This is a genomic window from Lysinibacillus sp. FSL K6-0057 (assembly GCF_038630885.1).
In the GTDB taxonomy this organism is placed as follows: domain Bacteria; phylum Bacillota; class Bacilli; order Bacillales_A; family Planococcaceae; genus Lysinibacillus; species Lysinibacillus fusiformis_F.
The window spans coordinates 4005146-4017963 of sequence record NZ_CP152047.1; the positions used below are offsets into that span (position 1 = coordinate 4005146).

At 38.2% G+C, this 12818-nt stretch carries 12 protein-coding genes; 4 read left to right on the forward strand and 8 right to left on the reverse strand.

From position 1 onward, the window contains the following. From MHB40_RS19955 to MHB40_RS19970, 4 genes are all read right to left on the reverse strand, one after another. A complete protein-coding gene (locus MHB40_RS19955) occupies positions 1–1131 on the reverse strand; it encodes a glycosyltransferase family 4 protein (protein ID WP_342533259.1) in 1131 nt (376 codons plus the stop codon). 10 nt (positions 1132–1141) lie between these two features. Continuing rightward, positions 1142–1777 (reverse strand): sugar transferase, encoded by a 636-nt coding sequence (locus MHB40_RS19960; protein ID WP_205445321.1) that lies wholly within the window; start codon positions 1775–1777, stop codon positions 1142–1144. Between the two features lie 141 nt (positions 1778–1918). Beyond that, positions 1919–2368, reverse strand: a complete 450-nt coding sequence (locus MHB40_RS19965) for an SACOL1771 family peroxiredoxin (RefSeq protein ID WP_342533260.1) — start codon at positions 2366–2368, stop codon at positions 1919–1921. A gap of 68 nt (positions 2369–2436) precedes the next feature. After that, positions 2437–4038: a Na/Pi symporter gene (locus tag MHB40_RS19970; RefSeq protein WP_243456399.1), complete on the reverse strand. Its 1602-nt coding sequence runs from the start codon at positions 4036–4038 to the stop codon at positions 2437–2439. Between the two features lie 225 nt (positions 4039–4263). On the opposite strand from MHB40_RS19970, the gene MHB40_RS19975 reads away from it, so the two are divergent. After that, positions 4264–4881 (forward strand): NUMOD4 domain-containing protein, encoded by a 618-nt coding sequence (locus MHB40_RS19975; RefSeq protein WP_342533261.1) that lies wholly within the window; start codon positions 4264–4266, stop codon positions 4879–4881. A 40-nt stretch (positions 4882–4921) separates the two neighbouring features. On the opposite strand, the gene MHB40_RS19980 is transcribed toward MHB40_RS19975, so the two are convergent. Continuing rightward, positions 4922–6535, reverse strand: a complete 1614-nt coding sequence (locus MHB40_RS19980) for a GNAT family N-acetyltransferase (RefSeq protein WP_342533262.1) — start codon at positions 6533–6535, stop codon at positions 4922–4924. Positions 6536–6666: 131 nt separating this feature from the next. Next, on the reverse strand, positions 6667–8355 hold the full coding sequence (locus tag MHB40_RS19985; protein WP_342533263.1) for an FAD-dependent oxidoreductase: 1689 nt from the start codon (positions 8353–8355) through the stop codon (positions 6667–6669). 418 nt (positions 8356–8773) lie between these two features. Between MHB40_RS19985 and MHB40_RS19990 the strand changes: the two genes are divergently transcribed. The 3 genes from MHB40_RS19990 to MHB40_RS20000 all read left to right on the forward strand — a co-directional run bounded on the left by MHB40_RS19990 (position 8774) and on the right by MHB40_RS20000 (position 11710). Then, a complete protein-coding gene (locus tag MHB40_RS19990; protein ID WP_243456400.1) occupies positions 8774–9460 on the forward strand; it encodes a zinc transporter family protein in 687 nt (228 codons plus the stop codon). 231 nt (positions 9461–9691) lie between these two features. After that, positions 9692–10588, forward strand: coding sequence for a copper oxidase (locus MHB40_RS19995; protein ID WP_205445332.1), 897 nt, complete (start codon positions 9692–9694; stop codon positions 10586–10588). Between the two features lie 222 nt (positions 10589–10810). Continuing rightward, on the forward strand, positions 10811–11710 hold the full coding sequence (locus MHB40_RS20000) for a 3-hydroxyacyl-CoA dehydrogenase (protein ID WP_342533264.1): 900 nt from the start codon (positions 10811–10813) through the stop codon (positions 11708–11710). Between the two features lie 195 nt (positions 11711–11905). On the opposite strand, the gene MHB40_RS20005 is transcribed toward MHB40_RS20000, so the two are convergent. Next, positions 11906–12106 (reverse strand): hypothetical protein, encoded by a 201-nt coding sequence (locus tag MHB40_RS20005; protein WP_342533265.1) that lies wholly within the window; start codon positions 12104–12106, stop codon positions 11906–11908. A gap of 3 nt (positions 12107–12109) precedes the next feature. Then, a complete protein-coding gene (locus tag MHB40_RS20010; RefSeq protein WP_342441446.1) occupies positions 12110–12700 on the reverse strand; it encodes a sigma-70 family RNA polymerase sigma factor in 591 nt (196 codons plus the stop codon). Positions 12701–12818: the final 118 nt, after the last annotated feature.

The window sequence follows — 12818 nt, forward strand, 5'->3', positions numbered from 1 at the left end:
TTAATCCCCTTTCTTCACTAGTTCTGAAACAGCCTGTTGATAAACCGTTAATGTTTTTTGATACATGGGGATAAAGGTGAAATACTGTAAATAACGATGTTCACTTGCAGTCCCCATTTGCTCTCTTAAAGTGGTATCCATTAACAGTTGATGCAGTCTCTTCTTCAATAATGCGTTATCCTCTCGCTCCACTAAAAATCCATTGTCATGATCAACAATGAGCTCTTTCACACCACCTACATTGGTTGCAATAATAGGAAGACCTACACGCATCGCTTCAATAATCGAAATCGGCAAGCCTTCCCAATCTGATAACAGAACAAACAAGTGGCATTTCTCAAGATAAGAATGAACGTCTAATTGATTGCCTAAAAATGTTACACGATTTGTTAAGCCATGCTGTTCAACGATATTTTCTAGAGCCGGTCTCAGGGAACCATCCCCAATCAATTGAAGGTGCCAAGGGATATCCGTCAGTTCCGCTAAAGTCTTTAGTAAAATATCCTGTCTTTTAGGCACTTCAAAACGAGCAACCATGACAATGACTGGCTGCTCCATGCATATCTTTTCAGTTGTTTCATTTCTCTCTATCGGTTCAATGCCATTATGAATGGTCAGCAATTTATGAGCAGGAGCAACCTTCTTCAGTAGTGCTAGTTCCCGATCATATTCAGACACCGTAATAATTTTTGTCGTGAATGGCTGAATTGATTTTTCCATCCGATGATAGAACAGCTTTTTCTTTTGAGGAACACCTTCTGTAAAGCTCCAACTGTGTGCCGTAAAAATAGTTGGAATTCGTAATAAACTACCAACTACTCGACCAATCACACCAGCCTTGGATGAATGGGTGGCTATAACGTCTGGTTGTAGACGTTTGAAAACGGCTCTTAATTGCCAAAATGTTTGAAAATCTTTCGCTATATGAATAGCCCGTTGAAGAGCAGGTATACTGATAACAGGAATTTTATGCTCTTGTAAGTGCCATAGTGATGGTTGATAGGAGCCCGTCACTACTGTGACATCATGCCCATCCTGTTTTAAATGGATAGCAAGTGCCTCCACATGTTTTTGTGCACCTCCAACTTTATCCATTCGTGTAATAAGCTGAACGATTTTCAGTATGGCCACTCCTTATTTTTTAGTAAGCACCTGTGCGTGCAACTACAACATAAATTGTCTTCAACAAAATTTGGACATCCAACCAAAAGGAATAATGGTCAACGTATTCAATGTCATATGATATTTTTTGTCCATGTGAAATATTCGACCTACCGTTAATTTGAGCTAGACCTGTTAAGCCTGGCTTTACCTCCAAACGCCGAACCTGTAAGGAATTATATGCATTCGTAATCGCTGGAACCTCAGGACGTGGACCTACAATGCTCATATCACCCTTTAACACATTTAAAAGTTGTGGAATTTCATCAATACTGAGCTTTCGAAGGATAGCGCCTACTTTTGTGATGCGTGTATCTTGCTCTGTTTTAAAATAATAATCATCAGGGATACCGTTGGCACAAAGAGAAGGCATATTTACCGGAACTGCCTGGATACACATTGTTCGTAGCTTCCAAATCACAAAGCGGTGATGATCATGGCCAGTTCGTATTTGTTTGAAGAAAATGGGGCGACCTGTTGTTATGAGTAAAATGAGGAATACTGCTAGCATTAGAGGAATCGTCATAAAAAGCAAAAATAATGCCCCAACAATATCAAATATTCTTTTGCCGTACTGACCATAGAATGTGAGATTCTGGGCTGTCTGAACGTGCAATACATCATCCTTTGCATTTTTTTAGCACTTAACTCTATATATTCATTTTGAACATTTCTAGAACTATTTTAGAAAAAGTGCTTATTTTATGAAAAAAAGAGTTATATCAGCGACACTTGCTGAATAACTCCTGTTGTCTTATTATATGCTTGCTTCCAAAATTTGAACATCACATTCAATCACAACATTTCCTTTTAATGCTTTACTAATCATACAAGTTTGTTCCGCCTTTTGTGCTAAGCGTATCATTCTTTTTTCAAGTTGTTCTGTTAGCTCTTGCACAGTAATGATCGGCTTATGCACAATTTTTTCATACGTAAAAACGCCATTTTCTACACTGACAAATCCGTGTGCCTGCATAGATAATTCCACCACATCTATTTCTGACCTTTCGAGTAGAGCAGCTAATGTAATTAAATAACAAGTTGCGGCTGCACCTAAAAGCATTTCATCTGGATTTGTACCAATGCCAGGCCCATTCATTTCCCGAGGAATAGAAATTTGTGTTTGCAGATTACTTGCTTTGATGTTTCCTGTACCATTTCTTCCCTCAGACCAAGTTAAGTCCATTGTGAATTTATGCTGAACCATTCTAGATCCCCCTTTATTTGTGTAGCTAAGAAAAATGCTCGCTTACAAACGTAAGGCGAGCATTCCTTTTATTCAACTGTTACTGTATTTTTTTCTGTTTCATTATGGCGACCTTTTTTGGTCACAGTCTGGTACTCAGCAAGGCGAGCCGTTGTACGCCAATAGTGATAGACAAGACGATCAATCCACAGCAAAGCCTCCACTTTCGATACGGCTGTCTCTAACTCTACCACATTTTCAACAGTATGCTCAAAATATGCGTTTCGTTTATCACGTCGCACGGCCGCCATTTCAGAGGAAGTAACCTCAAGCAAGGTTGCTATCTCAGGTAGGCGTTCATCCTCATCGATGATTAATAGTACTTTTTCCAATACCTCTAGCCACTTTTGAGTTAATGTCTCCTGTAACTGAAAGGCATTAGGATGTTGTTCGCGTAATGCCTTTGACAAACGATAGAGGTGGTCTAAAGCATGTAAAAGGGCTATATGCTTATAACGTTCCTTTTGTGAGGAAGATTGGATAGCATCCATAAATAAACGTGTTTTTTCAATCGCCTCATCCATTTGAGCCAATCTACTGTCTGTTTCAGCTGTGCGTTTTTTCCCTTGAATAAGAGAAACAAGTACAGTCGTCATTTCCTTGGTAATATCTTGTAATGTATTAAAGGATACCTCCACAGCAACCCCAGGTAATTTGGCAACACTACTATCTAAATTACGTGTTAAATGATTGCCTTTTTCAGGAATCATTTTTTCAATGGCCTTTGCAAAAGGACGGACAAATGGTACAAAAAGTATCGCGCCAATCACACTAAATAATGTATGGAAAACAGCAATGCCCAGTGTTTCATCAAAGCTACCATTGATGGATTTTGTGACGAGTTCTGTAAGAGCAAACATAAACGTTGCACCAAATGTCACTAGTATAGCAGTGACTACATTGAACATTACATGGGTCACAGCTGTTCGCTTAGCAGCTGTAGATGCACCAATCGCTGCAAATAATGCTGTAGCAGTCGTTCCAATATTTTGACCAATGACTAAATAAGCAGCCTGTTCAAAATCAATGGCACCTGCATATAAGGCTGTTAAAGTGGCTGCTATTGCAGCACTAGAAGCCTGCATAATAACGGTCATGATAAGACCCAAAACAATTAAAATTAGTTTTCCACTAATAGTATTTGCACTAAATGCATCGAATGGGATTTTATCTTGTACAGCAGCCATTCCTCCCTGAAGAACATCGATGCCTAAAAATAATAAACCAAAACCAGTAACTAGCCCTCCAATTGCTTTGTAATCTCGTGGTGCGAGCAATTGTACAAATACACCAAGTGCAATAAAAGGCAGTGACATTGTCTGCATATTTATCTTGAAGCCGATTAATGAAATAATCCAGCCAGTACTTGTACTCCCGATATTCGCACCAATAATGACACCAATCGATTGGACAAACGTGAGGAGTCCCGCACTGACAAAACCAATCGTAATCAGGGTTGTGGCCGTGGAGGATTGTACAATCATTGTCATGAATGTACCCGATAAGACCGAGCTAATGGTTCCACCTGTAAAACGATTGAGCCATTTTTTTAAGGCATCCCCTGCCAATTCCTTTAAACCGTTCGTTAGCATCGTCATTCCAAGTAAAAATAAACCGATGCCCCCAAGCACATTGATCAACCTATCAACACTCCCTACTAAAATTGTATCTATTTATGAACGACTCCCTTTTTAAAGGAGTTTTATTCCTCAAACATTCTTAATAGTACCATTATTAAATTTGAGAAAATAGGGATATTTCCCTGCATTGTACAAAAACAACCATTATTTTACGAAAAACAATGTGATAATTTTTATGGTAGAATAGAATAAATAATTCTTTAGGAGATTTTCAAAATGATTTTAACAAAGCAAGAAGCAATACAGGCACTTAAAAAGAACAAGTTCATCGGTTTTACTATTACAACAGGCAATATTATTATGAAAAAGATAAATAAAACCGAATATAATATTTTTGTTTTTGAAGAAGGAAGAGAGAAACCATTACGTTATGTAGGCTCTATCATGAACGTTATGGCGACAATGAGCGATAAAGCTTCCAAGAAAGATTTTGTGATTGTTGAACAACTACCAGCAAGAAACAGTGCTGAAGAAACTCAATCTTCTGAACAGGAAGACACGACAGAAGAAAAAGTAGCGCCAATCGATGAAAAACCTTTAGTTGAAGGTCAAGAGGAAAGACGTGCGATTGCTGGCTATGAAGGATTATATGAAATGACGACGAGCGGTCGAATTATTACGGTACGTGAAAACCGCCCATTGGCTCGTTGCAATGATGAATATGGCTTCCATATTGCACGACTAACGAAGGACGGCAAAGCATCTAGCCATAATGTTTTTGAACTTTGGAAACAGACATTCCCAGAGCTGGAGCATACTCTTTTCAAAGGTGCCTTAAAAGCTAAGTATGGTACAGGCTGTAAGCTAATCGATAAACCTGGTATCCATTTTTAATGAAACACCCTCAGTGAAAAAAAGCTGAGGGTGTTGTTGTTTAGACATGATATATTTTTTGCCATTTGAAAATCTTTATTATGTTGATTTTGGCTACTTTATGGAAACCTGCCTGTACGAGCTTTCGCCGGCTGCTTCTATCATACCATGGGGCTATTGTACAAACTGCCCTCCCTTCACGCTGCACTTCAGTAACAATCTCAACTAGTCGCCGGCTGTCATATTCTTTTATAAACGACATATTATCTGACAGCTCATAGGAATAGTCAACCGTTTCTTCCGTTGCCGTTTTATCGTGTCTCTTGTATATGACTTGATCGCCATCTGCAAAGAGTCGATACCCCTTATAGAGGTCTGCAACATTGTTCGCTCGCTCTTTCATCGTCATGATATCCTTCATTGGTAATTCTTGAAATCTCACTTTTTCGCTATCTTGTTTTTGCTCTGCAATATAAACGTCTAAAATATGAACCGATAGTATTCGTTGGAACATTTTCGTAACAGCTCTTAGCCAATCTTTTGTATTTGCATGCTTCAAAAAATAACGCAGTTCTCCTAATCTGTCTCGCTTCAGTTTCACTAGCTGATGATTATTCGTTAATAACCCTTTTAGCCGATCACGTATGACCATCCATAATCGAATATTACGCTCTTTAACTCCTTTTGTACTCATGACAAATTTTCTAGTGAAATCAATATGTGTATACCATTCAAACTTATATGGCTCATAGCCACTGCCTAAGTCATAATAACGATAGCCAGATTGATGTGCTTTTAGCATGTTTTCCTTTTCAATAAGGCGCCCTGGGCCAAATAGGTTAAAATCAGGCTCATGGCCCATTGCCTGGCAAAAATTACGCTCTCTACAGCATAGGTCAATTGTAAAAGCAATCCACTGCCTTTCAAATTGTAAGCTATCGACTTCTACCCGAAGCACCTTGCTGTTGGTTTTAGCTAGCCGCTCATAAAATAGACGTGTTTGCTTTTCTGTAAAGCCACTTTTATCAATTTTCTTTTGCCATCTTCTTGTGAACAACGTAAACATGTCTTGCAGATAATTGGGATTTACTTCCTGAAAGACGACATGACCAAGTGACTTTAATTTGTTTTCACGACGTTTAAGGCTTTTGAATTTCTTGCGATGCTTCTGTAGAAATGTATCTATTGTAATGGATTGAAAATCGATATAGGATGTGACAGTCCGAAAAATCGAATGGGGCATCTGGTATTCGATCGCATACTTCTCTAATTCTTGAGAGGTTTTCTTACTTTCTACTAAACCATGTAACACGATTAAATAACGCTTATATTTTCGCGAAAACTCCTTCAATAGAAACGTAATGGAATGTTCTAGCCACTCCTTATCAGCGATCACTTCCATATAGGTCGCAAAACCTTGTCCTAAAAAGCTAAAATAATGGATTGTACCAAATCGTATACAATGCACTAACGGAAAAAAAGCCACTGCCACACCCTGATGTTCCACTATGTAAATCTCTACATTTTCCTGAACCCCAAGCGTTGCCCACCAAGTTGAAATCCATTCGTACTCAATAAAAGGATTATTATTGTGCTCTTTTTCAAGTATCCCTGACCAAGTACTTCTATAGGGCTCTAACTCTTCGATAGTCGTGATGAGTTTATAAGCTAGCAATGTACTAAATCGCTCCTTTTTCCGTTATCATCCATACATTTAGTAGCCACTATATTCCTAGCAAGAAAATATTAGAACATTACACCAACATAAAAACCCCTCCTCATTAGAAAGGAAGGGTTATATCTCATTTATACGTTTACAAGTGATACCTCACCTTTTGTCACTGCATTGGCCATATGTGCTGTCGCTACATAGCTTAATGTCATACCAGGTCCAATGGTTGCGCCTGGGCCAGGATACGTTTCTCCCATGATAGACGCTGAACAATTGCCTGAAGCATACAATCCTTCAATGGGTTGACCATCCTCCTTTATCACCCGAGCATATTCGTCCACTACGAGGCCTCCTTTTGTGCCAATATCTCCAGGATAAAGACGCAATGCATAGAATGGCGCTTTCTTGATTTCTGCTAAATTTGGATTTGGTAGTGTCGGGTCCCCGTAGTAATTATCATAGGCACTATCTCCTCGATAAAAATCATCATCATGTCCGTTCCTCGCAAAGTCATTAAAACGATTCACCGTCGCTACTAGACTCTCCGCTGGCACATCCATTTGTCTAGCAAGCTCTTCAATCGTTTCCGCACTTTTTGCGACTCCATGCTCAAACCAACTTTTTGGGAAGACTTGTCCAGGGAACAGTCCTGTAAAAATATAACGGCTTTTAGCAGAGGCATCAATCAGTATCCAGGAAGGAACCGCCTGTTTGGTTGCCTCTTGATGCTTATACATCGTATCCACAAATTCATGATATGGTGCCGCTTCATTGACAAAACGCTGTCCTGTACTATCCACCACCATCATATTGGGTACACCGCGATCTGCCACAAGGAAGAATGGATGTCCTTGTGGATCAATAACTGAAGGTGCTCCCCACACTTTATCCATTAAATCCAACGTAGCACCAATTTTTACGCCAGGTTCAATGATGTCACCTGTTTGCCCTTCTGGTGAAGAAGTCCATGCAGCTTTCGTTGGACTTGGTAAATACTTTTCTCGGAGTGTCTGATTATGTGAAAAACCACCTGAAGAAAGAACAACACCTTTCTTTGCCTCAATTTTCAGCTCTTGTCCATCACGTTCCACAATAATTCCATTCACTCGTTCCTTGTCCATAATGAAATCTTTAAAGGCAGTTGATAGCCAAAGCTCACCATTTGCTTCTGCAAGAGAGAGTCGTAAACGAGCAACTAAAGCTTCTCCTAATGCGACTGGGTCACTCTTAGTCACCTTTGACCTTACTAAGCGCGCTCCTAATTTCAGGGCAGTTGTTTTTCCTTTTAACGTCCGAGTAATCATGTTCACCTTATGAAACTCGTAGCTATTCATCGTGAAGCCTTTTGTTGATAGAGTTGCTCGACGCATAGAATTTGCTAAAGAACCCATTTTCGTTAAATCGAAAATAAGTGGTTCAATGGAGCGTCCTTGTGACAAGCCACCTGTTTTTTCTGGATAATAATCCGAGTAGCCTTTTGTATACTGGAACCGCATATGCTTTGTTTTATTGTATAAAAAGCGTAACATTTCAGGTCCTCTCGTAATATAAGCTTCCTTTAACGCTTCTGGCACACGATCACCGATTGTTGAATCTAGATATTGGCGTGCAAGTTCATGTGTATCTGGAACACCTGCACCTTTAATGACATGATTATTAGGAATCCATAAGGCACCGCCTGAAATAGCAGAAGCACCACCATAGCGATCTGTTTTTTCAATCACTAATGATTTCATTCCTTGTAACTTTGCTGTTAAGCCTGCTGTCAATCCCGCTGCACCAGAGCCTACTACCACTACATCATAACTTGCATCCCATTTCATTCAACCATTCCTCCCTGTATGAGCTAAATCGATGAATCTGGCCTTTCTATTAAAAAGTATAGAATTAAACCAATATTCAGTCAATTTATACCGTTCCCTATATTTCCACAAAAAAAGAGCATAATCGCTCACTTTAAGGTTTTAGAATCACCTTTATACAATTATCTTCCACTTCACTAAATAAGCTTTACTTGCAATTCCCTGATATGTTACAGCCTTCATATCATCATCTCCCTCTGTAAAGTATCATTACAACTAGCATAGATTCTGACTCTATTCTTTCCTTGTCTAACGCAGTATGCACATCATGTTTTTACGCTGCCAAATCGACTGCAAGCATATTCATTTCTACTTAGCATATATTTTGAAAAAGACATTAAGTTGATGATAGGGCGGAGAAATTTTATAGGTGAGTGCAATGATACTTGGCGGTTTTCTATTTTTCAGTGTGAGCATTGGGGGCGCGATTGCCTGGATTTTCTCTAAGCTATTTCAGCATACAACACAAGGATTATCATTATTATGTGGGGGTTTTTTAGTAGGCTTACTTGTGCTAGATATCATCCCATCCTCATTTCAAATCTATCAACCATTCGGTATTATACTGGGTATTTTTATTGGCTATTTCATCTTTCAACTACTAGACACCTTATTTCATGCTTCTCATACACAAAATCCCTCGGTCTCTCTATTAACCCTTGCTATGATTATCCATACAATACCCATTAGTCTCACTGTCGGAAATTTACTTGGAAATGCTGCATTAAGTATTTCTCTCACTGCCTCCATTATTCTTCACCATGTTCCAGAGGGCTTTGCTCTATCTACCGCACTCATCTCTCAGGGCGAAAGGCTATGGAGACTTTTCATTTATTTCTTTATCTTCTCTATTTTCTTTAGTATTTTCATCTGGTTTGGTCAATATTGGGCTTTACCAGACAAAGCACAAGGGATCTTAATGGGCATTTCGATAGGATTGATTGCTACAGCTAGTATTTCTGAATTCATTTTACATCAGCTACAAAAAGTCTCATTTAAAGCATTTTTTATGTATCTCTTTTTAGGTTATTTTCTAAGCTATATTTTCCATATACTTGTTGAATAACAAAGGGATGTCTCTGCACTTGAGACACCTCTTTGTTATTTTATTCTTCAATTACTGGCATTAAAGCAAGCGTGAGAATCCTACTTCTATTCTTGAATTTGGAGCTAGTTGAGCAGATGAACAAACGACAAGCCACATTACATATTTAATTAGATATAAAGACGAATGTGGTCCTAAATCCCATCACTATAGACATACATTAATGGAAATCAAGCTTACAGGAGGTTTCAAATGGTTATCACCCCTGGTATAAAAGATTTGCCTTATCGTATGCAGGTAGATGGTTCGAAGTTTTTCACTTTAATTGCGGAAGAAATAACATGGGAGCTTGTCGATGGGATATTCATTCAGGCTTGGGGCTACAATGGTTCCACTCCTGGACCAACCATTCGTGTTTACCCTGGTGATCGTGTATGTATTCGTGTCATTAATCGACTGCCTGAAAAAACTAGTGTGCATTGGCATGGCTTAATCGTACCGAACACAATGGACGGTGTCCCCCCAATTGAACCATCACCCTTTATTGAACCTGGACATTATTTCGATTATCATTTTACGATTAAAAATCCTCCAGGAACGTATATGTATCATTCCCATGTAAATGTTGCTGTGCAAGATAATGCTGGTCTATTAGGTGGCTTGATCGTTGAAGATCCAAACTTACAAAATACTCATCAGCATAAGGATTATCTATGCCTATTACAAGAATGGGCCGTCGACCAATTGCCTTGGGGGAAGCTTACAAAAGGTACGTATCCGTTAAATTTTATCAAACCGGAATTTAATTTCTTTACGATCAATGGCAAATGCTATCCTTTTACAAAACCATTAGCCGTACATTTCGGTGATACTGTAAACATTCGTTTTGGCAATATTCAAATGCATCACCACCCCATCCATTTACATGGTCACCAATTTCATGTTGTTGGGGCAGACGGTTTTCCTATCGCTAGTCACAAGCAAATTGCCAAGAACACCATTCTTGTGGCCTCTGGTGAAACTTGGGATATATGCTTTACAGCTAATAACCCTGGTATCTGGCCCATCCATTGTCATATGCCACATCACGTAACAAATAACGGCGCGCCTGGTATTGGGGGCATGTTTACCACGGTGAATTACCTCTAAAATGAGGGCAGCTTAAAAGCTGTTCTTTTTTACGTTATATTTCTTTAATAGTGGGTACATACTTGAAAAGGAACTTCGCGCAAAAAACTTTATATTTATATAATATCAGAGGCTTTCATTTGATTTTTATTCAAGGGTAGAAGTAGTATGGAATTGTAACGAAGGATTATCTACATATCCACACTATTATATTAATGTAACAATTCCAAAGGAGGAATTTCGATGAATTATCAAAACATTACAGTTGCAGGTAGTGGTGTATTAGGGAGTCAAATTGCTTATCAATCTGCTTTCAAAGGTTTTAATGTAACCGTTTACGACATTAATGACGAGGCTCTAAAAAATGCGCAAGATCGTATTATAAAATTAAAACCATTTTATCAACAAGACTTAGGTGCAACTCAAGAAGAAGTGGATGCAGCCTATGCACGTCTTTCATTTAATAGTGACTTGGCTCAAGCCGTTGCCAATGCTGATCTTGTTATAGAAGCAATTCCTGAGGTTGTGAGCATCAAAACAGATTTTTACACGAATCTTGGAAAAGTAGCACCAGCAAAAACAATTTTTGCAACAAACTCGTCTACTTTATTACCAAGCCAATTTGCTGAAGCAACTGGCCGTCCTGAGAAATTTTTAGCTCTACACTTTGCTAATACGATCTGGAAAAACAATACTGCTGAAATAATGAAACACCCTGGTACAGATATGAAAGTATTTGATGAAGTTGTTGAATTTGCACGCGCCATCGGCATGGTACCACTACCATTGCATAAAGAGCAACCTGGCTATATTTTAAACTCATTACTAGTGCCGTTTTTAGATGCAGCTGAATCCTTACTTGTAAAAGAAGTGGCTGATCCAGAAACAATCGATAAAACATGGATGATTGGTACAGGCGCTCCACTTGGACCATTTGCTATTCTAGACATCGTTGGCATTAACACTGCCTATAATATTGTGGAAGCGAAAGCAACTGCCACTGGCGATGAAAACATGAAAAAATTAGCCAACCTCTTAAAAACAGAGTATATCGACAAAGGCAAACTTGGTCGCGCAACAGGTGAAGGCTTCTACACATATCCAAACCCAAGCTTTGCTAAACCAGATTTTCTAAAAGCTTAATCGATAAAAAGATGTACATAGTACTTTTTACTATGTGCATCTTTTTTTCTTTTCCAATGTTCGTAGTGACAATCCTATCTTCAGATAAACCGCGTAAGTTATTCCATCACGCATGTAGGAATGAACTCTGGCAACAACAGTATATGTAATCTGGTGACTACTCGAACACTAGAATAGAAAATCGCCTGGTAGCTTTCACAAGAAAAAGTCCCAAAAACTAGGCGCGTCTTGAAATTTTACTGTTGCAAGCTTTTCTATAATTTTTAATTTTATTTCTTGTTCTAGGTCTTCCCTTTCATGATAGTCTGTATTGTGTAAACAAAGTTTAATTTTTGGGATGAAATTCTCGATTATTGTTAGCGTCTCTTCAGTATGTTGATTTTCTAAATTTCCCATAATTTATTCCTCCTTTTTTCCGAGTGAATGATTGAGTTTATTTAAAGCCTTTCTATGATGATTGGATATATTCTGGGGAGTTGTTTGTAATAGTTGAGCTATCTCTTTTATAGAAAGCTCTTTTACATAAATCATCTCTAAAATTTGAAGCTGTTTTACCGTTAGTTTTTGCAAGGACTTTAAGAGCTGTACATCTTCTATATTGTCCAATAATCCTCCACCAATTAAATGATCTAGACCATTTTCATTGCGTGTATCTTCTATTAGCTCTTTTAGGGTCGTCTCCCCCTCCTCTGATAATCCCTTATCTAATATTAATAAAGACCGATTTTGCAGCCTTCTTCTTTTTTTATCAAAATCTAAACTAAAGAAATAAATTAAATTACTTACATATTTGATCTTCCTAACATTTATATAGTGCGATTGAAAAGATTCATCAACGAGTTTCTTATTCAAATCAGTTGGATATAAGATCGCTTTTTGCACCAAATAAAGATTTTGGGAATCCGACAAAAAGCTTTTAATAATTGGATTGTTAACCTGCTCATTATTTCTATAGAAAAATTCCTCTATTTTTTGTTTATCATTCTTCATTTAATAATCCCTCCTATTATCCGCCTTCTTTCTATATAAAGTGAATGTTGTATCTATATTATAAACCAAAATAAGAACAAGTGTTCTTAGAAAGATAAAAAAAATCACCTTTTATACA